This window comes from Massilia sp. Masssp94 (assembly GCF_059491305.1).
The window spans coordinates 6,529,773-6,556,378 of sequence record NZ_CP168501.1; the positions used below are offsets into that span (position 1 = coordinate 6,529,773).

Annotated in this window: 23 protein-coding genes; 15 read left to right on the forward strand and 8 right to left on the reverse strand. The window is 67.4% G+C overall.

Annotation, left to right across the window (positions count from 1 at the left end; translation table 11 throughout):
- Positions 1-94: 94 nt before the first annotated feature.
- From ACEN9G_RS28680 to ACEN9G_RS28725, 10 genes are all read left to right on the forward strand, one after another.
- A complete protein-coding gene (locus tag ACEN9G_RS28680; protein WP_413339346.1) occupies positions 95-1,390 on the forward strand; it encodes an MFS transporter in 1,296 nt (431 codons plus the stop codon).
- A 33-nt stretch (positions 1,391-1,423) separates the two neighbouring features.
- On the forward strand, positions 1,424-2,371 hold the full coding sequence (gene kdgK, locus ACEN9G_RS28685; protein ID WP_483127372.1) for a 2-dehydro-3-deoxygluconokinase: 948 nt from the start codon (positions 1,424-1,426) through the stop codon (positions 2,369-2,371).
- Positions 2,368-3,090, forward strand: coding sequence for a GntR family transcriptional regulator (locus ACEN9G_RS28690; RefSeq protein ID WP_413339342.1), 723 nt, complete (start codon positions 2,368-2,370; stop codon positions 3,088-3,090). Before kdgK ends, ACEN9G_RS28690 begins: the two co-directional genes overlap by 4 nt.
- Before the next feature lie 66 nt (positions 3,091-3,156).
- Positions 3,157-4,407 (forward strand): DUF2863 family protein, encoded by a 1,251-nt coding sequence (locus ACEN9G_RS28695; RefSeq protein WP_413339340.1) that lies wholly within the window; start codon positions 3,157-3,159, stop codon positions 4,405-4,407.
- Between the two features lie 439 nt (positions 4,408-4,846).
- Positions 4,847-5,530, forward strand: coding sequence for a sensor histidine kinase (locus tag ACEN9G_RS28700; RefSeq protein WP_413339338.1), 684 nt, complete (start codon positions 4,847-4,849; stop codon positions 5,528-5,530).
- Position 5,531: 1 nt separating this feature from the next.
- Positions 5,532-6,272: a LytR/AlgR family response regulator transcription factor gene (locus ACEN9G_RS28705; protein ID WP_413339336.1), complete on the forward strand. Its 741-nt coding sequence runs from the start codon at positions 5,532-5,534 to the stop codon at positions 6,270-6,272.
- Positions 6,273-6,594: 322 nt separating this feature from the next.
- Entirely contained in the window at positions 6,595-7,833 is a 1,239-nt protein-coding gene (locus ACEN9G_RS28710; RefSeq protein WP_413339334.1) for a glycosyltransferase family 1 protein, read from the forward strand.
- A gap of 77 nt (positions 7,834-7,910) precedes the next feature.
- On the forward strand, positions 7,911-10,040 hold the full coding sequence (locus ACEN9G_RS28715) for an alpha-L-rhamnosidase-related protein (protein WP_483127373.1): 2,130 nt from the start codon (positions 7,911-7,913) through the stop codon (positions 10,038-10,040).
- A 74-nt stretch (positions 10,041-10,114) separates the two neighbouring features.
- Complete coding sequence (locus tag ACEN9G_RS28720) at positions 10,115-11,635, forward strand: alpha-L-fucosidase (protein ID WP_413344582.1); 1,521 nt, start codon at positions 10,115-10,117, stop codon at positions 11,633-11,635.
- Position 11,636: 1 nt separating this feature from the next.
- On the forward strand, positions 11,637-13,556 hold the full coding sequence (locus ACEN9G_RS28725) for a glycoside hydrolase family 97 protein (RefSeq protein ID WP_483127374.1): 1,920 nt from the start codon (positions 11,637-11,639) through the stop codon (positions 13,554-13,556).
- Here ACEN9G_RS28725 and glf read toward each other — a convergent pair whose 3' ends face one another.
- The 3 genes from glf to ACEN9G_RS28740 all read right to left on the reverse strand — a co-directional run bounded on the left by glf (position 13,557) and on the right by ACEN9G_RS28740 (position 16,605).
- A complete protein-coding gene (gene glf / locus ACEN9G_RS28730) occupies positions 13,557-14,711 on the reverse strand; it encodes a UDP-galactopyranose mutase (RefSeq protein ID WP_413343113.1) in 1,155 nt (384 codons plus the stop codon). It abuts the gene before it with no gap.
- Positions 14,712-14,975: 264 nt separating this feature from the next.
- On the reverse strand, positions 14,976-15,311 hold the full coding sequence (locus tag ACEN9G_RS28735; protein ID WP_413343115.1) for a KGG domain-containing protein: 336 nt from the start codon (positions 15,309-15,311) through the stop codon (positions 14,976-14,978).
- A gap of 172 nt (positions 15,312-15,483) precedes the next feature.
- The gene (locus tag ACEN9G_RS28740; RefSeq protein WP_483127375.1) at positions 15,484-16,605 is read right to left on the reverse strand and encodes a mechanosensitive ion channel family protein; all 1,122 of its coding nucleotides are present in this window, start codon (positions 16,603-16,605) and stop codon (positions 15,484-15,486) included.
- A gap of 130 nt (positions 16,606-16,735) precedes the next feature.
- On the opposite strand from ACEN9G_RS28740, the gene ACEN9G_RS28745 reads away from it, so the two are divergent.
- Together ACEN9G_RS28745 and ACEN9G_RS28750 are read left to right on the forward strand one after the other, a co-directional pair.
- Complete coding sequence (locus tag ACEN9G_RS28745; protein ID WP_483127376.1) at positions 16,736-20,419, forward strand: response regulator; 3,684 nt, start codon at positions 16,736-16,738, stop codon at positions 20,417-20,419.
- Positions 20,416-20,841 carry an NUDIX hydrolase gene (locus ACEN9G_RS28750; protein WP_413346467.1) on the forward strand — a complete coding sequence of 142 codons (426 nt, stop codon included), beginning with the start codon at positions 20,416-20,418 and terminating at the stop codon, positions 20,839-20,841. Before ACEN9G_RS28745 ends, ACEN9G_RS28750 begins: the two co-directional genes overlap by 4 nt.
- Here the strand turns inward: ACEN9G_RS28750 and ACEN9G_RS28755 are convergent.
- The gene (locus ACEN9G_RS28755) at positions 20,824-23,196 is read right to left on the reverse strand and encodes a hybrid sensor histidine kinase/response regulator (RefSeq protein WP_483127377.1); all 2,373 of its coding nucleotides are present in this window, start codon (positions 23,194-23,196) and stop codon (positions 20,824-20,826) included. The two genes, ACEN9G_RS28750 and ACEN9G_RS28755, sit on opposite strands and share 18 nt — an antisense overlap.
- A gap of 107 nt (positions 23,197-23,303) precedes the next feature.
- Here ACEN9G_RS28755 and ACEN9G_RS28760 point away from each other — a divergent pair, with 107 nt between their 5' ends.
- Entirely contained in the window at positions 23,304-24,137 is an 834-nt protein-coding gene (locus tag ACEN9G_RS28760; RefSeq protein WP_413340828.1) for a phytanoyl-CoA dioxygenase family protein, read from the forward strand.
- Here the strand turns inward: ACEN9G_RS28760 and ACEN9G_RS28765 are convergent.
- From ACEN9G_RS28765 to ACEN9G_RS28780, 4 genes are all read right to left on the reverse strand, one after another.
- Positions 24,127-24,336, reverse strand: coding sequence for a hypothetical protein (locus ACEN9G_RS28765; RefSeq protein ID WP_413340826.1), 210 nt, complete (start codon positions 24,334-24,336; stop codon positions 24,127-24,129). The two genes, ACEN9G_RS28760 and ACEN9G_RS28765, sit on opposite strands and share 11 nt — an antisense overlap.
- Positions 24,337-24,398: 62 nt before the next feature.
- The gene (locus tag ACEN9G_RS28770) at positions 24,399-24,671 is read right to left on the reverse strand and encodes a DUF5985 family protein (RefSeq protein WP_413340824.1); all 273 of its coding nucleotides are present in this window, start codon (positions 24,669-24,671) and stop codon (positions 24,399-24,401) included.
- A 1-nt stretch (position 24,672) separates the two neighbouring features.
- Positions 24,673-24,930: a DUF5985 family protein gene (locus ACEN9G_RS28775; protein WP_413340823.1), complete on the reverse strand. Its 258-nt coding sequence runs from the start codon at positions 24,928-24,930 to the stop codon at positions 24,673-24,675.
- Positions 24,930-25,316, reverse strand: a complete 387-nt coding sequence (locus ACEN9G_RS28780; RefSeq protein WP_413340821.1) for a hypothetical protein — start codon at positions 25,314-25,316, stop codon at positions 24,930-24,932. The genes ACEN9G_RS28775 and ACEN9G_RS28780 overlap by 1 nt, the downstream gene beginning before the upstream one ends.
- 173 nt (positions 25,317-25,489) lie before the next feature.
- Here ACEN9G_RS28780 and ACEN9G_RS28785 point away from each other — a divergent pair, with 173 nt between their 5' ends.
- Both ACEN9G_RS28785 and ACEN9G_RS28790 read left to right on the forward strand, forming a co-directional pair.
- Positions 25,490-26,329, forward strand: coding sequence for a DNA/RNA non-specific endonuclease (locus ACEN9G_RS28785; protein ID WP_413340819.1), 840 nt, complete (start codon positions 25,490-25,492; stop codon positions 26,327-26,329).
- Between the two features lie 7 nt (positions 26,330-26,336).
- Positions 26,337-26,585: a hypothetical protein gene (locus tag ACEN9G_RS28790; protein ID WP_413340817.1), complete on the forward strand. Its 249-nt coding sequence runs from the start codon at positions 26,337-26,339 to the stop codon at positions 26,583-26,585.
- Positions 26,586-26,606: the final 21 nt, after the last annotated feature.

The window sequence follows — 26,606 nt, forward strand, 5'->3', positions numbered from 1 at the left end:
CACTCACTATCAACGAAAAAAGAAGCCGCAGGCGCACCCGCGCCGAGCGGCCCGGAATCTTGCGCGCCTAAAAAACGGCGCCGGAGGAGACAACATGAGCAAAATGAAGGGCATGCGCTGGTGGATGGTGGGCCTGGTCACGCTGGGCCTGATCGTCAACTACCTGGCGCGCAACACGCTGTCCGTCGCGGCGCCGACGATGATGGCCGACCTGCACATCGACACGAAGCAGTATTCGTACATCGTCGTCGCGTGGCAGGTCTGCTACGCCGTCATGCAGCCCGTGGCCGGCTTCGTGCTGGACGCGATCGGCACCAAGATCGGCTTCGCCGTGTTCGCGTTCGCATGGTCGCTGGCCTGCGCCTGCGCCGCGCTGGCCTCCGGCTGGCAGAGCATGGCGTTCTTCCGCGGCCTGCTCGGGCTGACGGAGGCGGCCGGCATTCCGGCCGGCGTCAAGGCGACGACGGAGTGGTTCCCCGCCAGGGAGCGGTCGGTCGCCATCGGCTGGTTCAACATCGGCTCGTCGATCGGCGCCCTGTGCGCGCCGCCGCTCGTCGTGTGGGCGATCCTGCACGCGGGCTGGAAGTCGGCGTTCGTCATCGTGGGCGTGCTGGGCATCGCGTGGACCCTGTTGTGGGCCGTGTTCTACAAGCACCCGCGCGACCAGAAACTGCTGTCCGATGCGGAGCGCGATTACATCCTGGCGGGCCAGGAAGCGAAACACCAGGACAGCGCCGCGAAGGCGTCGTGGCGCGAGATCGTCAGGAACCGGAACTTCTGGTCGATCGCGATCCCGCGCTTCCTGTCCGAGCCGGCGTGGCAGACGTTCAACGCGTGGATCCCGCTGTACATGGCGACCGAGCGCCACATGGACCTGAAGGAGATCGCGGTGTTCGCATGGCTGCCGTTCCTCGCCGCGGACATCGGCTGCGTGCTGGGCGGCTATCTGTCGCCGTTCGTCCACCGGCATTTCAATGTCTCCCTGTTCGCGTCACGCAAATGGGTCGTCGCGTTCGGCGCGCTGTGCATGATCGCCCCGGGCTGCATCGGCCTCGTGGCCAGCCCGTACACCGCGATCTTCCTGCTGTGTATCGGCGGCTTCGCGCACCAGACGCTGTCCGGCGCGCTGTACGCGATCACATCCGACGTCTTCGGCAAGAACGAAGTGGCGACGGCCACCGGGCTGGCCGGCATGTCCGGCTACCTGGGCGCGACCCTGTTCACGCTGGTGTTCGGCATCGTGGTCACGCACGTGGGCTACAGCCCGCTGTTCGTCGTGCTGGCCGTGTTCGACGTGCTGGCGGCGGTCGTCGTGTGGACCATGGTCCGCGACGGCGGGCCGCGCACGCCCCGCAAAACAGATGCCCCGGCCGTCGCCGGCATCCGGTAAACTCTCGGCCGATACTCAACACAAGGACTCAAGATGGCAGCACACACCGTCTACGCGATCGGCGAATGCATGATCGAACTGCAGAAGCACGGCGACCAGGGCACGCTCGACTACCGCTTCGGCGGCGATACGCTGAACACGGCCGTGTACATGGCCCGCCTGCTCGATCCGGCGGTCGCGAACGTCGCGTACGTGACGGGCCTGGGCCAGGACGGCATGTCCGCCGAGATGCTGGCCGCGTGGGAGCGCGAAGGCGTCGCCACCGCCAGCGTGCTGCGCCTGGCGGACCGGCTGCCGGGCATCTACATGATCGAGACGGATCCGGACGGCGAGCGCCGCTTCCACTACTGGCGCAAGGATTCCGCCGCGCGCCACTGGATGGCGGCGCCGGACGCGGACCGGGTGCTCGCGCAACTGGCCGGGGCGCGCATGGTGTACCTGTCCGGCATCAGCCTCGCGATCCTGTCCCCGGGCGACCGCGACGTGCTGATCGCGACGCTGGCGCGGTGCCGCGCGGCGGGCGGCAAGGTCGTCTTCGACAACAACTACCGGCCGCGCCTGTGGGAGAGCGCGGACACGGCGCGCGACGTCTATGGCCGCGTGCTGGCCCATGCGGACATCGCGCTGCTCACGCTGGACGACGAGGTCGCGCTGCATGGTCCGGGCCACGCGCGCGACGCGATCGAGCGCACGCGCACGCTGGGCGTGGGCGAGATCGTCGTCAAGTGCGGCGGCGATCCGGCCGTCGTCTGGCACGACGGCACGGTGCACGAAGTGGCGCCGGAACCCGTGAACGACGTGGTCGATACGACGGCCGCCGGCGATTCGTTCGGCGCCGCGTACATGGCCGCGCGCCTGTCGGGCAACGGGCCGGACGACGCGGCGCGCGCCGGGCACCGCCTGGCCGGCACGGTGATCCGCCACCGCGGCGCGATCATCCCGCGCGACGCGATGCCGAATTCGCTACACTTCCGACCATGAACCAGGCCCCACCCAATCCCGTGACCGAGGCGGAGAGCGGGCTCTCCGCGTCGCGCCGCGTCTACCTGTGCCTGCGCCGGCGCATCGTCGAGATGGACATGCTGCCGGGCACCCGCGTCGTCGAGCGCGACATCGCCGAGGAGTTCGGCACGAGCCGCACGCCCGTGCACGAGGCCGTGCAGCGCCTGGCGGACGAAGGCCTGATCGAGATCGTGCCCCGCTCGGGCACGTTCGTGTCCCGCATCCCGCTCGACGCGCTGGACGAGGCCAACCTCGTGCGCCACGCGCTGGAGACGGCGATCATCGAAAAGGCGGCCGAGCGCGTGGGACCGGACGACATGGCACGCCTGCGCGCGATCCTCGCCGAGCAGGAGGCTGCCATCACCGCGAACGACTTCGGCACGTTCCACCGCACGGACGAACGCTTCCACGCGCTGCTGGCCGAGCTGTCCGGCTACCCGGGCGTGTGGCCGATCATCCAGCAGGCCAAGACGCAGATGGACCGCTACCGCCAGCTCACCCTGCCGCTGGAAGGCCGCATGGCCGGGGTGCTGGAAGAGCACCGGTCCGTCGTCGACGCGATCGAGGCGCGCGACCCGGCCCGCGCGGTGGCCGCCATGCGCGAACACCTCGACCATGTGATGCCGGTGCTGGAAATCACCCGCAAGCTGCGTCCGGAATTCTTCACGGCCCACCTCGACGCGCGCCCCCCACGCTGACGCGTTTTTCGCCCCGGGCGACCGATTTGTTACCATGGTGGCTCGTAAACTTTGATGAAGTCAGCCATGCCCAACAACAAGCGCCCGGCCAAGGGCCCGTCGGCCCAGCCCAACCGAAGGTCAGCGACGCCGGCCAAGCCGGCCAAGGCCGCCAAGCCGGTGGAAGCGGATCCCGACGAGCTGGCCCAGAATCTCGTCGACCTGGCGCTCGAGATCACCGAGCGCGAAGGCCCCGACGCGGCCACGCTCACCGCGCGCCAGGAAGAACTGGCCGTGCTCGTGCGCCGCATGCTGCGCCGCAAACACGACGACGTGCTGTACGGCGCCATCGAAGTGGCGAAGTACACGGATCCCGATTGCTGCCGCCTGCTGCGCGAGCGCGTGGAAGAAGAGGCCGCCACCTACCACGTCCGTGACGACGAGACCGAACTGGAAATCGACGCCTTCATGATCCCGCTGTTCGTGCACAGCACGGGCGGCCTCGTGCAGGACGACGTGTTCCGCGACGACGCCGATTTCGACGCCCTGATGGACAGTTTCCGCCAGTCCGGCCTGGCCAGCGCCGCCACCCGCATCGTGCTCGTGCGCCACCTGTACGACCTGGACGCCGTCGACCGCATCCGCTACAGCCACCTGCAGGAGATGCTGCGCGAAGCCGCGCAGGCGCTGCGCTCGCGCAAGCTCGTCGCCACGCCCGCCATCGAGGCCAGCATGCGGCCGTGGATCGGCGGCGACTACGAGCCGGAAGACGAGGCGATGGAACTGCGCTTCCTCCTCGGCTTCGCGCTGAAGCCGGCCGACGATCCGTTCTACAAGGTGCCGTCCGGCGAGGCCGCGTCCGATGCGTACTTCGAAGGCCGCATGGCCCGCTACCGCATGTGGGCCGGCAGCGTGTCGCCGCTGCTGCAGCGCTGCCTGTCGCGCCATCCGGCCGAGATCGAGCTGAACTTCCTGTACCAGGACCTGTTCTACGGCGCCAAGGAGCAGGGCGTGGGCGAGCTGTCGATGCTCGCCACCCTGGCCGAGGTCAACCAGAAACTGGAAGACCAGCAGCGCCCGCCGGACCGCATCAAGGCCGTCGTCGCGCCGCTTGAAGCCAACGGCGAGCCAGTCCTGAGGATCAACCTGTACCCGCTGGACGGCGGCGCGCCGCTGGCCACGGTCGACAAGCCGCTCGACCTGGCCGCCCACCTGGAGGCCGAGCTGGAAGACTTGTGCGATGCGCTGGGCACGGTCGGCCTCGACGGCGTGCTGCTGGCCCGCGGCTTCGATGCCGCCGGCGAACCGGAAGACGCGGAACCCTATCTTTCGGCCTGAGGCGTTCAAACCCGGAAAAACGCATTCATGCCGCGGGCGTACCCTTCGTCGCATCGTCCGCCGGGTCGTCATGGCGTCGCTACAATGATCCTTGTCGAACGTTACAAGGGGTCCATGATGACTGTTCCATTCCGCCTGCCGGCCGTGCCGCAGGACCACAAGCTGGCACGGCGCTATATCGTGCAAACGATCCTGCGGCATGGTGCGACCGTCGTGCTGGCGTGGGTGGTCATCCTTGCCTTCGGGCTGATCCTCGCATGGCGCTTCGAAAGCCTGCGCCATCTGGACGTCTGGAACCTGCCCACCACGCTGCTGGTGTCGCTGGTGTTGCCGTTGCTGGGATGCAGCGCGACCGCCATCGGGCTGGCCCGGCAGCATCTCGATCGAGCACCTTCCCGGCCTGCAGTTATTCCTTGCGCCCGGCCGGGCATTGCAGGCGGTGGAAACGGTGACCGGCCTGCTGCGCGAACGCCTGCGCCAGCGCGGACTGGCGATCGAGACGGCCCGGCGCGCGCAAGAACTCGAACGGGCGGCCCTGCATGCCCGGCTGAGCGCCCTGCAGGCCCAGGTGGAGCCGCATTTCCTGTTCAATACGCTGGCCAACCTGAAATACCTGATCCGTACGGACCCGGAACGCGCCCAGGGCATGCTCGACAGCCTGGTGGGCTATTTGCAGAGCGCGCTGCACGACATGCGCGCCGTCTCCTCGACGCTTGGACGCGAACTGGCGTTGGCACGCAACTATCTGTCGCTCATGAGCGTGCGCATGGGGCCGCGCCTGCGCTTCCGGATCGATGCGCCCGATGACCTGCTTGCCGTACCGATGCCCGCGGCCATGCTGATCTCCCTGGTCGAGAATGCCGTCAAGCATGGGCTGGAACGCGCGACCCGGCCCGGCACCGTCACGATCGCCGCGCGCGCCGAAGGCGGCGCCCTGCGGTTGCACGTGAACGACGACGGCGTCGGTTTCACCGACCAGGCAGGGCAGGGGTTCGGACTGTCGAATATCCACGAGCGCCTCGCCTTGCTGTACGGCGGCGCCGCATCGCTGACGGTGTCGGGGGCGCCCGAAGGCGGCGTGGAAGCGGTCCTGACCCCGCCGCTGGCCGCGACCGGAGCCTGACATGCCGGTCGCCCTCATCGTCGAAGACGAACCGTTGCTGCGCGCGGAACTCCGCGACCAGCTGCACGCCCTGTGGCCCGAACTGGAGATCGGCGCGGAGGCCGAGAACGGCATCGAGGCCGTGGCGTACGTCGAGTCCCTACGGCCGGACGTCGTGTTCCTCGACATCCAGGTACCGGGACTGAACGGGCTGGAAGTCGCGCGCCACATTCCGGAGGCGACCCAGGTCGTGTTCGTCACCGCCTATGCCGAACACGCGCTGCTGGCGTTCGAGACGGGCGCCGCCGACTATCTCGTGAAGCCCCTCGATACCGGGCGGCTGATGCAGACGGTCAAGCGCCTGAAGGCGCGCGGACGTGACGGCAACAGACCGGCCGCCCATCTGTGGCGACAACTGTCCAGCCCGCCGGCACCCGTCGCCCACCTGAAATGGCTCAGGGCTTCGGTGGGGAATGTCGTGCGGCTGGTGATGGTAAGCGACGTGCAGTTCTTCCAATCCGACGGTAAATATACGCGGGTCGCCACAGCGGGCGGCGATGCGTTGATACGCCTGCCGCTGAAGGCCTTGATCGAACAGCTCGATCCCAGCCAGTTCGTGCAGGTGCACCGCGCCGCGATCGTCAACCTGCAAGCCATCGACCACATCGTCCGGGACGGGACGGCGATGGAAATCCTGCTCAAGGGCAGGCCCGAAAAGCTCGCCGTGAGCGAGGCGTACGGCCGGCAGTTCCGCCAGATGTGATCCCGTTTTGCGGCACTGCACACGTCGTCACGCAAGCGTAGATGATGCCGCTTCGTAGTGTTTTTTCCATTGTCCGCGTAGGAGGGAACCTACAATTTTTGGCACTCTGCCGAGCTCTCCTAGGGAGACCCGGACCGTAGGGGTCTCGGCACGTTTCCCGATGCAAACATTGCAATGCATAAATGAAAATATTAAGAATTTTGCATGATACGATTCACTGGTCCGGCACTTGATCTGTCGGTGTTTTCCAGAGCATCGACGCATCAGGTTCCGGCCTTGAATCCAGATCAACTAGAACGCCCCGAGGCGAAAGGAAATCAACATGCCGACCCTGATCGTGTTTTGCCATCTGCGCTGGGACTTCGTCTTCCAGCGCCCCCAGCACCTCATGACTCGCCTGGCGGAACACTACCGAATCCTGTTTGTCGAGGAGCCGGTGTATGACGAGGGCAAGGCGCACCTGAAGAAGACGGCCGTTGCGCCGAACATCACGGTGTGCCAACCGCATACCGGCATCCAGGCACCCGGCTTCCACGACGACCAGATCCCCACGCTGCAGACGCTGCTGGCCGACCTCGTCCCGGAAGGCGAGCGTCCCGTCGTCTGGTTCTACACCCCGATGGCCCTGCCGCTGCTGCAAGGCTTCGATCCGGCACTCGTCGTCTACGACTGCATGGACGAACTGGCCGCCTTCAAGAACGCCCCGAAACAACTGCTGCAGCGCGAAAACGCACTGCTGAACATCGCCGACCTGTGCTTCACGGGCGGTCCGAGCCTGTACCAGTCCAAGCGCGAGCGCCACGCCAACGCGCACTGCTTCTCGAGCAGCGTCGACGCGAAACACTTCCAGAAGGCGCTGGACCGTGACTACAGCCACCCGGAGCAGGCGCACGTCGCCCGTCCGCGCCTGGGCTTCTACGGCGTCATCGACGAGCGCTTCGACACCGACCTCGTGCGCCAGGTCGCGCAAGCGCGTCCGGACTGGCAGATCGTCCTGGTGGGGCCGGTCGTGAAGATCGACCCGGCCAACCTGCCGCGCGCGAACAACATCCACTACATGGGCCAGCGCACCTACGAACAGCTGCCGCAATTCCTGGCCGGCTGGGACGTCTGCCTGCTGCCGTTCGCGCTGAACGAGTCGACCAGGTTCATCAGCCCGACCAAGGTGCTGGAATACATGGCGGCCGAACTGCCGTCCGTCAGCACCCCGATCACGGACGTGAAGGTGCCGTACGGCGACGTCGTCGCGATCGCGGACACGCCGGATAAATTCATCGCCGCCTGCGAACGCATGCTCGCCATAAACGACGAGCAGCAGGCCGCGCTGAAGGAGCGCATGCGCGCCATCGTCGCCAACACGTCGTGGAACAAGACGGCCGCCAGCATGCACCACCTGATCCAGACGACCGCGCCGAGCAACAAGGCCCAGCGCTTCCTGGCCCAGGCGGAACAGCGGGACTTCGACGACGTCGTCAACGCCGAGAACGTCAATCCGCTGCCGATCGCCGCACTGGCCGCGCGCATGACACCGAAGGACGGGATGGCGAAGGCCGCGGGCTGAACGCAGAAATCGCTCAACCGGGCGATTAAATCGCGCAAACGCGCGCGACCGGTGACGAACGTGAATACAATTCGCGCATGCGAACGTATTCACTCTTCATCGCTCATTTAATCGCCCTCTTGCTGGCGGTCGTCAGCGGCGGCGCGGGAGCGCAGGGCACGGCGACCTGGATCTGGTCCCCGGGCGATTTCGAGATCTGGCTCTCCAACCGGATGCAGGTGCAGCGCGTCGAGCGCGACGTCGCCTGGCCGCCGTTCTGGCGCCTGTACAACCATCAGCCGCAGGTGAACTTCATCCGGCAGGTCGACCTGGCCGCGCCGGAAGACATCGACATCACCGTCGAAGGCATCTACAACGTCGCCATCGACGGCCAGTTCGTCCATGGCGACCAGCACCGCGTGCGCGTCCCCGCCGGCAGGCACACGCTCAACCTGCAGGTCTATAACGCGGCCTCGCCGCCGGCCGTGTTCGTGCGGGGACCGACGATCCGCTCCGACGCGTCGTGGTCGGTCGGTCCGCGTCCCGGCGCGCCGGCGGCGCATGCGGCGCACTGGAACCTCACCGCGCCGGACACGCCGCCATCCCGCTACCGCCTGCCGACCCGCGAGATCCCGGCCGTCGCCGTCGTGCGCGCGGACGGCGGCGTCCTCGTCGACTTCGGCCAGGAGACGACGGGCTTCGTCAAGCTGAAGAACCTGACGGGCAGCGGCAAGGTCACCCTGTACTACGGCGAGTCGAAAGAGGAAGCGCTGTCCGCGCAGGGCGCCGAAACCCTCGACCGCTTCACGCTCGCGGACCACCGCGGCGACTTCATCGCGCCCACGTCGCGCGCGATGCGCTACGTGAACGTCCGCTTCGATGGCGGCATACGCGCCGACGACGTGACGCTCCTGTACGAATACCTGCCCGTCGCGCACCGCGGCACGTTCAAGAGTTCCGACGACGAGTTGAACCGGATCTGGGACGTCGCCCAGCGCACGCTGGAACTGAACACCCGCGAATTCTTCATCGACGGCGTCAAGCGCGACCACTGGGTGTGGTCCGGCGACGCCGTGCAAACGTACCTGATGAACTACTACACGTTCTTCGACAGCGACACGGTCAAGCGGACGACGTGGGCACTGCGCGGCGCGGATCCCGTCGACATGCACATCAACACGATCCTGGATTACTCGCTGTACTGGTTCATCGGCATCCGCGACTACTACCAGTACACGGGCGACGCGGACTTCGTGAAGAGCGTCTACCCGCGCATGACGACGCTGATGGACTTCGTCCTCGCGCGCCGCAACGCGAACGGCATGCTGGAAGGCCTGCCGGGCGACTGGGTGTTCGTCGACTGGGCCGACATGCCGAAGGATGGCGAGCTGGCCGTCATCCAGCTGCTGTTCGCCAGGAGCCTGGAAGCGATGGCGGATTGCGCCGCGCTGGCCCACGACGACGCGAAGGCCGCGACGTACCGCCAGCTCGCCGCGGAGCTGAAGACGAAGATCATGGCCGCGTTCTGGGACCCGCAACGCCAGCTGTTCATCCACGCCCGCAAGGACGGCAAGGTCAACCCGCTCGTCACGCGCCATCCGAACATGTTCGCGCTGATGTTCGGCTATCTGGACGATGCGCAGGCGGCCGCCGTGCGCCGCAACGTCCTCACGAGCGACTCGGCACCGAAGATCACGACCCCGTACATGCGCTTCTACGAACTGGCGGCGCTGGCGGAAAGCGGGCAGCAGCGCTACGTCACGGACCAGATCAAGGACTACTGGGGCGGCATGCTGCGCGCGGGCGCGACCTGCTTCTGGGAGCAGTACGACCCGAAGGTCGAGGGCGCCGCGCGCTACGCGATGTACGGCAAGCCGTTCGGCATGAGCCTGTGCCACGCCTGGGGCGCGAGTCCGCTCTACCTGCTCGGCAAATACTACCTGGGCGTGAAGCCGACGCAGCCCGGTTACGCCGCCTATGTGGTCGAGCCGGACCTGGGCGGCCTGGCATGGATCGACGGGAAAGTGCCGACGCCGCGCGGCGACATCGCCGTGTACGCGGACGCGCAGACGATCCGGGTGACGGGCGTGGCGGGGCAGGGCGTCCTGCGGTTCACGAGTGCGGGCACACCCCGCAGCGATGGCGGGACGATCCGCAGGATCGGCGAGCGGCGCTACGAGCTGGCGCTGGAAGGAGGGAAGACGGTCACCGTTGCGCGCAAAAAATAAGCTGTTGCGGGGACTCCTTGGGTGCATCTATAATCCGGCCAGTACGTTATAGATTAAAAACCAAGGAGACCGAATTGCGCCGCTCACTTCTTTCCACCCTCATCCTGTGCGGCCTGTTCGCCAGTCCGCTGGCATCCGCAGCCGACAAGGCCGTCCAGCTGACGCACGTCGCCGGCCCGTTCGCCGCCGATCCGGCCTCGCTGGACAAATACGAAACCCCGGACTGGTTCCGCGACGCCAAGTTCGGCATCTGGTCGCACTGGGGCCCGCAGGCCGTGCCGCGCGCCGGCGACTGGTACGCGCGCAATATGTACATCTACGGCACGCCGCAGTACGAACACCACCTCAAGCACTACGGCCACCCGTCCAAGCACGGCTACAAGGACATCATCCCGTTGTGGAAGGCCGAGAAATTCGACCCCGACGCCCTGATGGCGCTGTACGCCAAGGCCGGCGCGAAGTATTTCGTCAGCATGGGCGTCCACCACGACAATTTCGACCTGTGGGATTCGAAGTACCATCGCTGGAACGCCGTCAAGATGGGGCCGCACCGCGACATCGTCGGCGACTGGCAGAAGGCGGCCGTCAAGGCGGGCCTGCGCTTCGGCGTGTCCGAGCACCTGGGCGCGAGCTACGGCTGGTTCGGGACCAGCCATGGGCACGACGAGGTCTTCCCGCAGCTTGGCGTGCCATACGACGGCGCCGATCCGCAGTACGCGGACCTGTACCACCCGAAGCATGACGAGCTGTTCGGCGGCGGCCAGAAGTGGTACACGAAGGACGCGGCGTATCACCAGGAATGGTTCAACCGCATCACCGACCTCGTGACGCACTACAAGCCGGACCTGCTCTACTCCGACGGCGGCATTCCGTTCGGCGACACCGGCAGGACGCTCGTCGCGAATTTCTACAACGAGAACATCAAGACGCACGGCAAGCTGGAAGCCGTGTACAACCACAAGGACATCGGCTCCGGCGAGTTCCTGCGCAAGGCCGGTGTACAGGACGTCGAGCGGGGCGTCATGAACGGCATCCAGCCGCTGCCGTGGCAGACCGACACGTCGATGGGCGACTGGTTCTACAGCGAGGGCTACAAGTACAAGACCACGCGCGACGTCGTGACCATGCTGGCGGACATCGTCAGCAAGAACGGCAACCTGCTCCTCAACGTCGTGCAGTACCCGGACGGCAGCCTGCCGCCGGAATCCCGTAAATTCCTCGACGAGATGGCAGCGTGGATCCAGGTCAACGGCGAAGCCATCTACGGCACGCGGCCGTGGAAGACGTTCGGCGAAGGCCCGACGAAGACGGAGGGCGGCGCGTTCAAGGAAAACGCGGACTATACGGCCGCCGACATCCGCTTCACCACCAAGGGCGGCTCCGTGTACGCCATCACGCTGGGCGAGCCGAAGGGGCAGGTGCGCATCGCGTCGCTCGGCACGAAGGCCGGGTTGGACAAGCGTCCGGTCAGGTCGGTATCGCTCGTGGGCGCCACCGCGCCGCTGCGCTGGAAGCAGCAGGACGACGCCCTCGTGATCGACGTGCCGGCCAGCCTGCCGACCACGATCGCCTCCAGCTTCAAGATCGGATTCTGACATGAACATGCGTATGTTGACGCTGGCGGTGCTGGCCGCCTTCAGCGGTACCGCGTCCGCCGCTTCCTCGGGGCAGGTCGCGGTGACGTCGCCGAACGGGCGGGCCGTCATCAAGATTGCGCGGGACGGCGGCAGCTACGCCGTGACGCGCGGCGGCGAAACGGTGATCGCTGCCTCACCGCTGGGCCTCGAATTCGACGGCCAGCCGGAGTTCGGCGCGCTGGTGCTGGAAAAGGTCACCAGGACGAGCGCGGACCGCGCCATTCCGCTCGTCGCGACGAAGGCGTCGAGCGCGCGCGACCGCTACCGCGCCGCGACGCTCCAGTTCCGCGACCGCGCGGACGCCACGCGCCGCCTGCTCGTGGACGTGCGTGCCTACGACGACGGCGTCGCCTTCCGCTACCGCATCGACGGCAGCGATCCCGTCCGCCTGCGCGGCGAAAAGACGGGCTTCGTGCCTGCGGGCGATCCGGACTGCCTGATCTCGGTGTTCGACGGCGCGCACGAAGTGCCGTTCGCACGCCAGAAGATCACCCAGCTGGACGACAAGAAGGGCTACGACGTGCCGGTCGTGTGCACGACGCCGTCCGGCCGCACCGCCTATGCGATCACCCAGGCCAACCTCGGGGGCTACACGGGTGCGTCCCTGTGGCGCGATGGCGCCGGCCTGCGCGTGCATCTGTCCCCAGTGCCGGGCCGCGCCGCGCCCGTGTACGCATCGCAGGGCGGGTTGCAGACCGCCTGGCGCGTCGTCATGCTGGGCAACCGGCCGGGCGATTTGATCGCCTCGAACCTGGTCGGCAACCTGAATCCCGCCGCGCAGGGCGATTTCAGCTGGGTCAAGCCCGGCAAGGCCGCGTGGGACTGGTGGTCGGGTCCGCTCATGGGCATGAAGCCGGACATGGCGGCCTACCGCCGCTTCATCGACTTCGCGGCCGCATCGGGCTTCCCGTACTACCTGATCGACGCGGGCTGGTCCAAAGGCGCAAACGCCGACGCCTGGGTCGCGCTGCCGACCACCGACATCACCCGCACCGCCGACGGCATCGACATGCCGGAACTGGTGCGCTACGCGGCCTCGAAGGGCGTCGGACTGATCCTGTGGGCCCACTGGGAACACGTTGCGGCGCGCATGGACGAGGTGCTCGACACCTACGCGCGCTGGGGCATCAAGGGCGTCAAGATCGACTTCATGAGCCGCGACGACCAGGACATGGTCGATTTCTACCAACGCGTCGCGCGGGCCACGGCCCAGCGCCACCTGCTGCTGGACCTGCACGGCGCCTACGTGCCCGCCGGCCTGCAGCGGACGTATCCGAACTTCATCACGCAGGAAGGAGTCCTGGGCGCGGAGTGGAGCAAGATGCAGAAGAAGGTCACGCCCGAGCACAACCTGATGCTGCCGTACACGCGCATGCTGGCCGGGCCGATCGATTACACACCGGGCGGCTTCCGCAACGTCACGCCCGCGGCGTTCCAGGTGCGCGCCGAACTGCCGTTCGTGCAGAACACCCGCGGCCAGGAACTGGCGAAGTACGTGGTGTACGACAGCCCGCTGCAGATGGTGTCCGACGATCCGGACGCCTACCGCGACGCCGAAGGCTTCGATTTCATCCGCAAGGTGCCGACGGCGTGGGACGAGACCCGTTTCCTGTCCGGCGAACCGGGCAAGGACATCGTGCTGGCGCGGCGCCAGGGCACGACGTGGTACGTGGGCGCGATGTCCGCGGACGAGGGTGCGACGACGAAGCGCGTGCCGCTGGACTTCCTGCCGGCCGGGCGCTACAAGGCCACGATCTGGGAAGACGGCGCCACGCCGAACAACGTCAAACTGCGCGAAGCGGACGTGACGGCGCGCGACGCCCTGGCCCTGGAACTGGCGGGGGCGGGCGGCGCGGTGGTGATCCTCGAAGCCCGGTGATCAGGCCAGCGGGTCGATCGCGAACGCGGGCATCCGGACGTTTTCGCGCGCGGCCTCGAGGAACTTGTCCGCGGTGAGCAGCGCCTCGTGGATGGTCACGTCCATGTCGAGGTAGCGGTACGTGCCGAGCCGGCCGACGAAAGTCACGTTCGGCTCGGTGCGCGCCAGGTTCACGTATTTTTCCAGCAGCGCCTTCTCGCGCGCCTGGCGGATCGGGTAGTACGGCGTATCGTTTTCCTCGCACTGGCGGCTGTACTCCATGTAGCAGATCGTGCGCTCGTGCTGTTCCCACGGCGAGAAGTGCTTGTGCTCGGTGATGCGCGTATAGGTCTGCGAATCGTCGCAGTAGTTGATGACGGCGTTGCCCTGGTAGTCGCCGGTGTCGCGGAAGACTTCGAAATCCAGCGTGCGGTACGGCAGGCGGCCTTCGACGTGCTTGAACCAGGCGTCGATCGGGCCGCTGTAGAACACGTGGTCGTAGTCGGACCTGGACGCCGGATCGAAGCGCGTCCCGAGGTGCACCTTGATGCCCGGCACCTTCAGGATGTTTTCCACGAGCGCCGTGTAGCCGTCCTTCGGCATGCCCTGGTACTTGTGGTTGAAGTAGTTGTCGTCGTAATTGAAGCGCACGGGCAGGCGCTTCAGGATGCTGGCCGGCAGTTCGCTCGGATGCAGGCCCCACTGTTTCATCGTGTACGTCTTGAAGAAGGCTTCGTACAGTTCGCGGCCGACGAAGCGCAGCGCCTGTTCCTCGAACGTCTGCGGATTCTCGATCGACTTGTCGCCCAGCGACTGGATGAACGCCTGGGCTTCGGCGGGACGGAAGGTCTTGCCGAAGAACTGGTTGATCGTCAGCAGGTTGATCGGCAGGGTGAACACGCGGTTGTTCGTGATCGCCTTCACGCGGTTCACGTAGGGCATGAATTCCGCGAAACGGTTGACGAATTCCCACGCCCGTTCGTTATCGGTGTGAAAAATGTGCGGTCCATACACATGGACCATGACGCCGGTCTCGCTGTCGCGCTCCGAGTGGCAATTGCCCGCGATGTGGTCGCGCGCCTCGAAGATCTCGACGTTGTAGCCCGCATGGGCCAGCTGGTGGGCGATGACAGCTCCGGAAAACCCAGCACCGACAATGGCAATATTTTTTTTCATTCGCTGATCCTGTTTGAAAAGTGATGTGTGACCCATGCCCGCATGCGCTGCTGGTGACTTGCAGTTACTACACGATAGGAATGTGAAATATAGTGCCAAAAATATATCACCTCTCACCCGTTTGGCCCCGCACAATTGGATGCGGACGAATGCATGGCGATTATTCGGACGCGTCACGCAAATACGAAAACCGCCGGCCGAAGCCAGCGGTTTTCGCCACGACAAGGGGTCGCCGATCAGCGTTTGCGCATTAACGCTTGCGCATTAACGCTTACTATCGTTCTTGTGGCTCTGCGAGCCGGCCTTGGCGTGCTGCTCCGGCGTGCCGCCGCGCGTGCTGTTACCCCGCTGATTGCCGCTCTGCGAGTTGCCAGCATTACCGCTCTGGCTGTTGCCGTCGTTCTTGTGGCTCATCGAGCCGGCACGGCGTGCTTCTTCCGAGGTGAACTCGTGGGCATTGCCGGAAGCGTGGGCGGCGCGGCCGCCTTCCGATGCGATTTCGCGCTGCTTTTGCGGGTCCATCGATGCGAAACCGCGGTTGCTGGTATCGCCGCTCTGGTTGTTGCCCTTGTTACCGCCTTGTTGGTTGTTCGATGCCATGATCGTTCTCCTTTAAGTGGGTTGAGCGCATTTGCACTTCCTCTGCCGGAGCAGCGTCTCGTGACGCCCGTTCGGGAAGAGGTGAGTCCATGGTAAGCCCGTCCTTATGCATGGTGAATAGGAATTCCTACGGCTGACTTGTAGGATGAGTCTGTCTATTTTGGTGCAACAATCAGTGCACGGACGGCCCCGGCGGCATCGCATCGCCGCGGCGCAGCAAGGATTCCGCGAGCTTCGGGTCGTCCAGCCGCACGATCGAGAGCGGGTGCGCGAACTCGATGCCTTCCTTCTGAAAGCGGCGGTAGATCTCGAGGAAGATCGCCTGCTGCGCATCCATGTGCAGGATGTAGTCCGGGCTGCGGAAGTGGTACACGACTTCGAAATCCAGCGACCACTGGCCCCAGCTGAAGAAGTGGGCGCGCTCGAAGTCGACGTTCTGCTGGCTCGAGACGATCTCGCGGATGATCTGCGGGATGCGGCACAGCTGGTCTTCCGGTGTGCCGTACGCGACGCGCAGGACGAATGCCACGCGCCGCGTCTGCATGCGCTTGTGGTTGTGGATGCGGCTCTTCAGCAGCTCGCCGTTGGAAAACACGACCTGCTCGCCGCCGAGCCCGCGCACGCGCGTCGTCTTGAGGCCGATGTGTTCCACCGACCCGAGCACGTCGCCCACGATGATGAAATCGCCGACCTCGAACGGCTTGTCCAGCATGATCGACAGCGACGCGAACAGGTCCCCCAGGATGTTCTGCGTGGCGAGCGCGACGGCCACGCCGCCGATCCCCAGGCTGGCCACGAGGGTCGTGATATTGATCCCGAAGTTATCGAGGATCATCAGGGTGACGACCACCCACAGCAGCAGCCGCGAAATGAAGCACAGGACGCTGCTCGAGGCGCGCCGCGCGCCGTCGACGGGGCCGATGCTGAACCGGTCGCGCCATGCGCGCAGGCCCGTGTCGCCCCAGATCGCCGCCTGCAGCAGCAGCGACGCGATGGCGATGCGGGTGACGAACTTGTCCTGCCTGGCCGTCAGTTCCAGGAACGTGCCGCCGAAATACACGGCAAACACGAGGATGAACAGCAGATACGTCTTCGACAGCATCGCCGTGACGAAGTCGTCCAGCCGGGTTTCGGTCCGGCGCGACAGCGCTTCCATACGCCGCAGCACGAACGCGCGCAGGAACACCATCGCGACGGCACTGCCAAGCGCCACGCCCAGGGCCAGAGCCCAGTCTTCGACACCATTGTTGAGAAAGGAGAAGTGCCCGGATTGGGACAGGAAGGGAAACGTCATCGACATGATTCACTAAAAACGAAAGCCAGCCGCCAGTGTGCGGGCGGGCGCCATCCGGCCGCGCACAATTGACTTTCGGAAGGGCGCGGCATACATTGTCTTATTTGCATCAAGACACCGCCCGACACCGATGGCCTCCGACCAGACCACCAAGATCCTGCTCGTCGACGACCAGCCGGCCAACCTGGCGGTGCTCGAGGCCATCCTGGCGGACCTGGGGCAGACGCTCGTGTCCGTGACGTCCGGCGAGGCGGCGCTGCGCGAAGTGCTGGCCCACGATTTCGCCGTCGTGCTGCTGGACGTGCGCATGCCGACGATGAACGGGTTCGAGCTGGCGGAACTGATCCGCGAGCACCCGCGAACGCACAGCCTGCCCATCATCTTCCTCACCGCCGGCGACGCCGACGAATTCCCGCTCGAGCGCGCGTACGCGCTGGGCGCGGTCGACTACCTCACCAAGCCGCTCAATCCCATCGTCCTGCGGGCCAAGGTCGCCGTGTTCATCGACCTGTACCGCAAGAACGCGGAACTGGCCCGCATCGAGGAAGAACGCCACCGCGCCCAGCTGCGTTCGCGCGATGCCCGCCTGCGGCTCATCCTCGACAACATCCGCGACTATGCGTTCATCGGCACGGACGTCGACCGCATCGTGACGGAGTGGGAAGGGGGTGCCGCCGCGATCACCGGCTGGTCGCCCGACGACGTGCGCGGGCGCAGCGCCGACCTGCTGTTCACGCCGGAAGACGTGGCGCACGGCCAGCCCGAACTGGAAGCCCGGCGCGCGCTCGAACAGGGCCGCGCGGAGGACCGCCGCTGGCACCTGCGCAGCGACGGCACGCGTTTCTTCGCGGACGGCGTGATGGTGCCGCTGCGCGACGAGGCGGGCGTCCACGTCGGCTTTGCCAAGATCATCCGCGACGCCACCGCCGAAAAGCTGGCCGCCGAACGGCTGGCCGAGAGCGAACAGGAACTGGACGAAAGCCGGCGCGAGGCCGAGGCCGAGCGCGAGCGGCTGCTGCGCGAGCTGCAGGCCGCCAGCGAGCGCATGCGCGACATCTTCCACCGCGCGCCCGCCATCATGTGCGTGATGAGCGGCCCGGACCACGTGATCGAGATGGCCAACCAGCGCTTCCTGGAACTGGCCGGCGGCCGCAAGCTCGCCTGGCGCCCCGTGCGAACGGCGTTGCCGGAACTGGCGGGGCAGGGTTTTGCCGACGTGCTGGACCGCGTGTTCGCGAGCGGCGAAGCGGTCGAGGGCCATAACGTGCGCCTGCTGCTGGCCCCTGCCGCGGACGGCACCGGCGACGCGCACACGGGCCTCGAAGAACACTTTCTCGACTTCGTGTGCATGGCCCTGCGGGAACCGGACGGCAGTGTGTCGGGTGTGCTGCTGCACGGCGTCGACGTCACCGAGCGCGCGCGTGCCAACCTGCTCGCCATCGGCCAGCGCGGCGCGCTGGAACTGGCCGTGACCGACGCGCCGCTGGGCGACGTACTCGACGTGCTGGCCCGCACCGCCGAGGATTACACGGGCGGCGCGGCGCTGGCCTCCGTGCAGCTGATGGCCGGCGGCGGGCGCCTGCAGCACGCGGCGGCGCCGTCGCTCGCCGTGGAATTCCAGCGCGCGCTCGACACCGTGCCCGTCGGCCCCGTCGCGGGTGCCGCCGGCAGCGCCGCGTGGCAGGGCGCACCGATCGTCTGCGCCGACATCGCGACCGACCCGCTGTGGCAGCAGCACGTGCTGCTCGCGCAGGCGCACGGCCTGCGCGCGGCGCGCGCGCTGCCGATCCTGGCGCCGTCCGGCACGGTGCTCGGCACGTTCACCCTGTACTACCGCGAACGGCGCCTGCCGAACCCGCAGGAAGAGGCGGCGCTCGCGCTGCTGGCGAATACCGCGTCGCTCGTGATCGGCCAGCGCCACGAGGCGGCCGAACGGCAGGCCGCGGAGCACCGCTCGCGCGCGATCCTGGAAAGCATGAGCGAGGGTTTCATCGCGCTCGATCCGGCCTGGCGCATCACGTACGCGAACGGCGCGGCCGAAGCCGTCACGCGCAAGCCGCGCGAGGAACTCGTGGGCGCCCAGTTCTGGGACCTGTTCGCGCGCCTGCAAGGCAGCCAGCAGGAACGCGCGCTGCGGCGCACGGCGCTGGAACGCGAACGATCCCGCATCGAAGCGTACGACGACGCCGAGGGCCGCTGGTTCGAGATCAATTCGTTCCCGATGGAGGGCGCCGGCGGACTCGCGCTGTATTTCCGCGACGAGACCGACCGCCGCCGCGCCGAAGAGGGCATCCGGCGCCTGGCCGCCGTGGCCGAGCAGTCGTCCGACTTCATCGGCATCTTCACGCCGGACGCCGGCGGCATCTACCTGAACCCGGCGGGCCGGCGCATGGCGGGCCTCGATGACCGTACCAACATCGCCGCGCGGCGCATGATCGATTTCTTCCCGCGCGAAGACCGGCCGTTCGTGCGCGACCACGTGATGGCCGCGCTGACGGTCGGTGCGGCCGAATGGGAGGGAGAACTGCGCCTGGCGCAACCCGACGGCCGGCCGCCGCTGCCCGTCTACTTCAAGGGGTTCGCGGTGCGCGACGCGGAGGGCAACAACATCGGTCTCGCGACGATCACGCGCGACATCACGGCGCAGAAGCGCGCCGAGGACGAGCTGCGCCGCGTGGCCGCCGACCTGTCGGAGGCGGACCACCGCAAGAGCGAATTCCTCGCCACGCTCGCGCACGAACTGCGCAACCCGCTGGCGCCGATCCGCACGGGGCTCGACCTGTTGCGCATGGCGCCGGCCGACAAGGACGCGCTGGCGCGCATCCACGCGATGATGGACCGCCAGCTGGGCCACCTGATCCACCTCGTCGACGACCTGCTCGACATCGCCCGCATCACGCGCGGCAAGATCGAACTGAAACGGGAGAACGTCGACCTGAAGGTCATCGCGCAGATGGCCGTGGAGACGAGCGCCGCGCTGATCGAATCGCACGGCCACCGCCTGGACGTCGACCTGCCCGAGGAACGGCTGCCGCTCGAGGCGGACGTCACGCGCATGGTGCAGGTGCTGTCGAACCTGCTGAACAACGCCGCCAAGTACACGCCGGCCGGCGGACGCGTCGCGCTGTCCGCATGGCGCGAGGACGGGCACGCCGTAGTCGCCGTGTCGGACAGCGGCATCGGCATTCCGCCGGATGCGATCGGCTCCGTGTTCGAGATGTTTACGCAGGTGCGCGGCAGCCTCGATCGGGCCCAGGGCGGCCTCGGGATCGGCCTGTCGCTCGTGCGCCGCCTCGTCGAGCTGCACGGCGGGCGCGTCGCCGCGTTTTCCGCCGGCCGGGGCCACGGCAGCACGTTCACGGTGCGCCTGCCGCTGCAACCCGGCTCGCCGCACGCGCGTCCGCGCGCGACCGGGGAGGACGCACACGCGCGGCCACCGGCGCCCCTCCGGGTGCTGGTCGTCGACGACAACGCGGATGCGGCCGACAGCCTCGTCGCGCTGCTCGACGCGCTCGGCCACACGACATCGGTTGCGCGCGACGGCCCGGAAGGTCTCCGCCTGGCGCTCGAGGCGCAGCCGGACCTGGTCCTGCTCGACATCGGCCTCCCCGGCATGAGCGGCTACGAGGTGGCGCGCGCGATCCGGCGCAACCAGGGCGTACGCCAGATCGTCCTCATCGCATTGACCGGCTGGGGCGCGCAGAGCGACCAGCAGCAGTCGCACGAGGCGGGCTTCGACCAGCACCTGACGAAACCCGTGAGCCTGGAGGCGCTGGAACAGGCGCTGGCCGCCGCCGCGCGCACGCTGCCATGAAGGCCGTCGACGTCTCCTGCGGCACCCTCGTGGTGGACGCCGGCGGCCGGCTGCTGCTGGGCCACGTCACGCACACGCCGCGCTGGGACATCCCGAAGGGCCTGCGGGATCCGGGCGAAACGCTGCTGGACGCGGCCATGCGCGAACTGTTCGAAGAGACGGGCCTCGCATTCCCGGCCGGCGCCTTCCGCGAGCTGGGCCGCTTCGACTACCGGCGCGACAAGGTTTTGCACCTGTTCCGCGTGGACGTGGGCGAGGCGCTGCCGGATCTTGCGCACCTGGCGTGCACCAGCATGTTCCCGCACCACGTGACGGGCAGGCCGACGCCGGAGATGGATGCTTTCCGCTGGGCCACGCGCGACGAGGTCGCGGCGCTGTGCTGGCCGCGCATGGCCGCGAAGCTGCTAGCGATCGGCTGGTGAAGGAGTACGCCGTGACTCCACGTCGCGCAGCACGGACTCGATGGCCGTCACCGTCGCCGGCTTCGTGAGATGCGCGTCGAACCCGGCCTGCGCGGTGCGCGCACGGTCGTCCGCGCCGCCCCAGCCGGTGAGCGCGACGAGCATGACGCCGTCGTGGCGCGCCTCGCGCCGCACGGCCTGCGCCACCTCGTAGCCGGACAGGCCGGGCATGCCGATGTCGAGGAACACGGCGTGCGGCTCCAGGCCGCCCAGCATGCGCAGCGCCTGGTGGCCGTCGTGCGCCACCACGACGTCGTGGCCCATCACGGACAGCAGCGCGGCCAGCGTGTCGGCCGCGTCGCGGTTGTCGTCCACGACGAGCAGGCGCAGCGCCGGAATGCGGGTCGCGTCCGGGTCCGCCGCGCCGGGCGCCGCCTTGTCCGCGCCATGATCGGCCAGCGGCAGGCGCACCGTGAAGACGCTGCCCGTGCCGATGCCGGCGCTGGCCGCCTGGATCGTCCCGCCGTGCAGCTCGACGAGGCTTTTCACGAGCGACAGGCCGATCCCGAGGCCGCCCGGCATGTGCCGGGTCGCGTTCGGGATTTGCGTGAACATGCGGAAGACTTCGTCGAGCGCGTCGGGCGGGATGCCGATGCCGTTGTCGGACACGGCGATCAGCGCCTGCCGGCCGTCGCGCTCCGCCGCCAGCACGATGTGGCCGCCGCGCGGGGTGTATTTCGCCGCGTTGTTCAGGAGGTTGCTGACGACCTGCGTGATGCGGGTGGCGTCCGCGTGCAGCATCAGCGGCTCGCCCGGCAGCCGCACGTCGAGCTCGTGGCGCGCGGCCTCGATCAGCGGCAGGCTCGTTTCGACGGCCGCGTTCAGCACGTCCGCGAGCGGCACCAGCGCCGGCTTCAGGTCGACCTGGCCGCGCGTGATGCGGGCCACGTCCAGCAGGTCGTCGACGAGGTGTACGAGGTGGTCGAGCTGGCGGTCCATGATGTCCTGCACGCGCGCGATGGCGGTCGGGTCGGAGCGGGCGCGCCGCATCAGCTGCAGGCCGCTGCGGATGGGCGCGAGCGGATTGCGCAATTCGTGCGCCAGCGTGGCGAGGAATTCCGTCTTGCGGCGGTCCTGCTCGGCCAGGTCGTCGGCCAGGCGGCGCAATTCCAGCTCCGTGCGGCGGCGTTCCGTGATGTCGGTGAACAGCACGACCACCTTGCGGCTGCCGGCCGGACCCACGCGCGCCGCGTACACGTCGTACCAGCGCCCCAGTTGGGCCGCCTCGTCGACGAAATGCACCGGTTCGCCCGTCGCCGCCACGCGGCCGTAGGTCTCGAACCAGCGGGATTCGTGCTGCGGCACGAGCGAGCGCATCGTGCGCCCGACGGCATGGGCGAGGCCCGTGGCCTTCACGAACGCCGGATTGACCTCGAGGAAGCGGTAGTCGTTCGGGATGCCGGCATCGTCGTACAGCATCTCGACGACGCACACGCCTTCGTCGATCGCGTCGAACAGCGTGCGGTAGCGTTCCTCGCTCGCCTGCAGCCGCTCCTCCGCCTCTTTCTGCAGCGACGCGTCGATCACGACGCCGCGCATCATGCCGCGCGTGCCGGCATGCCGGTCCAGGTGGCCGCGCGCCAGCACCCAGCGCCACGCGCCGTCCGGCGTACGGACGCGGAACGTGGCATCGTACGGTGCCCCCGTCTCCATGGCGCGGCCGAGCAGGACCTGGGTCGGCGGCACGTCGTCCGGATGGATCGCGGCGAAATACGTGGCCACGTCGGCGCCTTGCCCGTCTTCGGGACGCAGGCCGAACATCTCGATCATGCGCGCGTCCCCCCGGACGCGGCCCGTGGCGATGTCCAGCGACCACACGGCCACCTCGGCCGCGGCGATGATGGCTTCCAGGCGCGCGCGGGTGTCCTGCAGCGCGGTCTCCGCCCGGCGTCGCTCGGCCGCCGTGGCGTAGGCTTCCAGGAAGAAGCGCGCCTTGGCCTTGAGGATGGGGACGGAGACGGGATCGTGCAGCACGGCCAGCGCGCCTGCGTCGTACAGCGACTCGAGCGTGAACGGCGGGGAGCCGGGCACGCCGTGCGCGATCACGGGCGCCTCCGGCAGGGCGGCGCGCAGGCGGCGCACGCTGTCGAACAGGGCGTCGACGTTGCCGGAATAGCCGGCCAGGACGAGGGCGAAGCCGGGCAGGTCGTCGCCGTGGCGGGCGTGGGCCAGCGCCTCGTCCAGCGTGCCCGCACGCACGAGGTCGTAGCCCATCTCGGCGGCTACGGTGCCGATGGCCGGGTCGGAAACGGGACGGTCGCACAGGAACAGCACGCGTCCCTGCATCCGGCCGCTCACACGGGAAGTGGAAGTCATCGTGATGCGACTGTAGGAGCTGAACGGCCAACTGTCAACGGTGACATTCGGGCGCCGTCTCCCGCCGATCGCCGGTAGGATGGCCGAGGTCTAGCGAGGAGATCAGCATGCAAGCATCGAACGAGAGCGCCGGCTACGACGTGGGCGCCATCATGGGCGGCCTGTACGGCGACGGCATCATCGCCTGCAAGGGCGCCTTCAGCGCCGCGTGGGTAGCGCAACTGAAGGAAGACATCGAAACCCTGTTCGCCGAGGCGCGTGCGCGTCCGAACGGCGCCCTCGAACGCGGCCCGTGCCGCTATTACGTCGAGGTACATCCGGAACGGCTGCGCGGCTTCGTCGAGCTGGCGACGCACCCGTGGGTCGTCGCCGTGTGCCGGGCCGTGCTGGGGCCGGACTACAAGATCGTGGAGGTCGGCTTCGACATCCCGTTCCCGGGCGCCATGCACCAGCCGTGGCACCGCGACTTCCCGTCGCCGCCGGAAACGCTGGTCGGGCGCCGCCTGAATTCGCTCGCCTTCAACCTCACGACGGTGGATGTGACGGAAGAGATCGGCCCATTCGAGATCGCGCCCGGTACCCAATGGGACGACCTCGCCGGCGGCGACCTCATGTTTCCCGACAAGTCGCTGTACCCGCGCTACGAGGCGCGCGCCCAGCGCAAGCTGCCGAAAGTCGGGGACATCTCGGCCCGTTCGGCCCTGACGATCCACCGCGGCACGGCGAACCGCAGCCGGCAGTCGCGTCCCGTGCTCGTGCTGGGCGTGGATGCGCCGGACGGCCGCAACGCCGACAAGCACGACTTGCAGGTGACGCAGGCCTATTGGGATGCGCTGCCGGCCGAGGTGCGCGACCACCTGCGCTGCCGCATCGTGCCGGCGCTGGAAAACATCGAGCAGGCCCACGCGATCGAGGGCCTGAAGATGGGGCTTACGGTTTAGGGATGTCCTTCGGCGGCTTGCCGACGCGGCGCAGCTGGTCCGACTGCTGGTCGAGGTTCACTTCCTCGGCCACGTCGTAGCGGCCGTCGCCGGCATCGTCCCCTGGCAACAGAGACTCCGAGCGGTTTTCGGCGCGCTGCTGCTGGCCCGGATCGGCGCGCTGGGCGCCTTGATCCTTGCGTTTGTCCTGTCCTGTCATGACGTCCTCCCGATAGTGGCATCGGGCCGATTATGGCGCAGGGAAGGGCGGCCGGGCGCACGCTACTTGCCGTCGCGGCGGCGCGCGGGCAGGTTCTTTTCCAGGATCGCCCACAGGATGAGCCCGTACGCCAGCAGACGCACGAGGTAGTGCAGGGGCGTGTCCTCGGCCTCGTCGAACGTCAGCGCCGACACGATACGGTGCACGCCCTCGATGCCGAACGACAGGGAGAAGTACAGGAAGAAGCGGTCGCGCGAGTTGCGCCAGAAGCGCAGGAAGAACAGCGCGATCACGAAGGAAGCCATGGCGATGGCGCCGGAAATCAGGTCGCTCATGTCATTCTTTCTCGTAGATGAGGCCGTACAGCAGCAGGAGCATGGCCACGAGGGCCGACACCTGGCGCACGGGGAGCAGGTAGAAGTCCGGGAACACGACCTTGTCCAGCATGAGGAACACGTTGTTCACGGTCAGTGCCGCGAACGAGGCGCCGCTCCAGAACAGCAGCCGGTGGCCGGTGCGGCGATAGCTGCCCAGCAGCAACCAGGCGCACGCCAGCGACGTCAATGTACACAGCGAATAGATGGTAATCGCCATCATGAATCCTTACGCCATTTGAACGCGTCCGCAAATTGCTGGGCCTTGCGGTCGAGTGAAGAGTGGATCAGGTGGGTGACTTCGACGAGGTGCGTCGCGTACGCATCGGCCAGGCGGTCGATCCGTTCGCGCAGGCCGGCATCGGCCGGGCCATAGCGATAGGCCCCGGCTTCCTCGCACGGTACGGCGATCCTGGCCGTGCACAGGTCGGCGAGCAGGTCTTCCGCCGTCTTTTCGCGCACGTACAGCCGCCGCGCCAGCGTATCGCGGCGCCAGGCGTAGTCCGGATTGGCGCGCATCAGCAACAGCGCTTCCAGGAAAGGGACCGAGGGGATGCTGGTCAGCACGAAGCGTCGGAGGTCCTCGGGTATGGAGGAATTATCCATCGCCATTTAATTTGGACAAATATACTTAGCTTTTTGAAACTGGGATTGTATAGCATTCTTTTCGGAAATGCAGGTAGATTTCAAGCGTGCGCGGCTATGCACACAGGAAATCCCTGAGGAAGCGCAAGCGCGCGTCGGCTAAAATGGCGCGATCGTTGATTTGTCTTTTCATCATGTTCAAGAAGTTTGTCACGCCGGCGCTCGTGCTGGCATCGCTGTTATCCCTCGGCGCGTGCAAGCGCGAGTCCACGAACCCGGCCCCGGCCCGCGTCCAGACGGAAGCGCGCGCCCCGCAACCGCAATCCTGCGACGACCATTTCGTGGCCGGCCAGGCGCCGCGCATCACGAATCCCAAGCTCGGCAACAAGACGGAAACCCTGTGCTTCAATGTGTTCAGCGTGCTGCACTCGGGGATCACGCGCACGCCGCTGTGGTCGGCGGAACACCTGCAGGCAGAGAATATCGCGGCGGCGCAGGATTTGTCGCGCGAAAACTCGTTCCATTCCGAATCGCGCCTGCCGGCCGGCCAGCGGGCGGAGTTATCGGATTACTCGCGCAGCGGCTACGACCGCGGCCACATGGCCCCGAACGGCGACATGCCGGACCGCGACAGCCAGCGCGACAGCTTCAGCCTCGCCAACATCGTCCCGCAGGACGGCGAGAACAACCGCAACCTGTGGGCCGGCATCGAGGGTGCCGTGCGCAAGATGACGAAGAAGGAGGGCGACCTGTACGTGGTGACGGGGCCGGCCTTCCTCGGCGCGGACCTGAAGAAGATCGGCAACGTGCTCGTGCCGACCCATTTGTATAAACTCGTGTACAGCCCGCGCCAGCGCGCCGGCGCCGCGTGGTTCGTCGAGAACGCGGCGGATGCGAAGGCGAACGTGATCCCGATCCCGGAGCTCGAGCGCATCATCGGCATCAACCTGCTGCCCGCGCTGTCCGACGCCGAGAAGGAACGCGTGCTGGCGCTGCCGGAAGTGCGCGTCAAGCCGTCCCGCAACCGTAAATAGGAACCTTATGACCAAGTTTGCACCCTACGAGAACGAGGCCGACGTCGTCGAGATCGGCAACCTGACGCTCGAGAACCGGCTCGACCGGGTCACGGTGGCGGGCGACGTCGACCTCACGGCCGACACGGACGGCCTGGCCAGGGCGCGCCTGCTGCACGACCTGCTGGGCCGCATCGTCGCCGGCCTGGAAGCGCGCGACCTGCCGGACCGGCTGCCGCCGCCCGACGTGAAAACGGTCGACAATCCGTTCGGCTGACAGCCGTATGGCCGCGTGCCG

Bases quoted from the DNA above. Each gene is read 5' to 3' on its own strand.
- ACEN9G_RS28760 (WP_413340828.1), top strand. From the start codon at position 23,304: ATGCAAGCATCGAACGAGAGCGCCGGCTACGACGTGGGCGCCATCATG.
- ACEN9G_RS28775 (WP_413340823.1), bottom strand. From the start codon at position 24,930: ATGGCGATTACCATCTATTCGCTGTGTACATTGACGTCGCTGGCGTGC.
- ACEN9G_RS28750 (WP_413346467.1), top strand. From the start codon at position 20,416: ATGAAGGCCGTCGACGTCTCCTGCGGCACCCTCGTGGTGGACGCCGGC.
- ACEN9G_RS28765 (WP_413340826.1), bottom strand. From the start codon at position 24,336: ATGACAGGACAGGACAAACGCAAGGATCAAGGCGCCCAGCGCGCCGAT.
- ACEN9G_RS28770 (WP_413340824.1), bottom strand. From the start codon at position 24,671: ATGAGCGACCTGATTTCCGGCGCCATCGCCATGGCTTCCTTCGTGATC.
- ACEN9G_RS28740 (WP_483127375.1), bottom strand. From the start codon at position 16,605: ATGACGTTTCCCTTCCTGTCCCAATCCGGGCACTTCTCCTTTCTCAAC.
- ACEN9G_RS28780 (WP_413340821.1), bottom strand. From the start codon at position 25,316: ATGGATAATTCCTCCATACCCGAGGACCTCCGACGCTTCGTGCTGACC.
- ACEN9G_RS28735 (WP_413343115.1), bottom strand. From the start codon at position 15,311: ATGGCATCGAACAACCAACAAGGCGGTAACAAGGGCAACAACCAGAGC.
- ACEN9G_RS28790 (WP_413340817.1), top strand. From the start codon at position 26,337: ATGACCAAGTTTGCACCCTACGAGAACGAGGCCGACGTCGTCGAGATC.
- ACEN9G_RS28695 (WP_413339340.1), top strand. From the start codon at position 3,157: ATGCCCAACAACAAGCGCCCGGCCAAGGGCCCGTCGGCCCAGCCCAAC.
- ACEN9G_RS28705 (WP_413339336.1), top strand. From the start codon at position 5,532: ATGCCGGTCGCCCTCATCGTCGAAGACGAACCGTTGCTGCGCGCGGAA.
- ACEN9G_RS28725 (WP_483127374.1), top strand. From the start codon at position 11,637: ATGAACATGCGTATGTTGACGCTGGCGGTGCTGGCCGCCTTCAGCGGT.
- ACEN9G_RS28745 (WP_483127376.1), top strand. From the start codon at position 16,736: ATGGCCTCCGACCAGACCACCAAGATCCTGCTCGTCGACGACCAGCCG.
- glf (WP_413343113.1), bottom strand. From the start codon at position 14,711: ATGAAAAAAAATATTGCCATTGTCGGTGCTGGGTTTTCCGGAGCTGTC.
- ACEN9G_RS28715 (WP_483127373.1), top strand. From the start codon at position 7,911: ATGCGAACGTATTCACTCTTCATCGCTCATTTAATCGCCCTCTTGCTG.
- ACEN9G_RS28785 (WP_413340819.1), top strand. From the start codon at position 25,490: ATGTTCAAGAAGTTTGTCACGCCGGCGCTCGTGCTGGCATCGCTGTTA.
- ACEN9G_RS28690 (WP_413339342.1), top strand. From the start codon at position 2,368: ATGAACCAGGCCCCACCCAATCCCGTGACCGAGGCGGAGAGCGGGCTC.
- kdgK (WP_483127372.1), top strand. From the start codon at position 1,424: ATGGCAGCACACACCGTCTACGCGATCGGCGAATGCATGATCGAACTG.
- ACEN9G_RS28755 (WP_483127377.1), bottom strand. From the start codon at position 23,196: ATGACTTCCACTTCCCGTGTGAGCGGCCGGATGCAGGGACGCGTGCTG.
- ACEN9G_RS28710 (WP_413339334.1), top strand. From the start codon at position 6,595: ATGCCGACCCTGATCGTGTTTTGCCATCTGCGCTGGGACTTCGTCTTC.
- ACEN9G_RS28680 (WP_413339346.1), top strand. From the start codon at position 95: ATGAGCAAAATGAAGGGCATGCGCTGGTGGATGGTGGGCCTGGTCACG.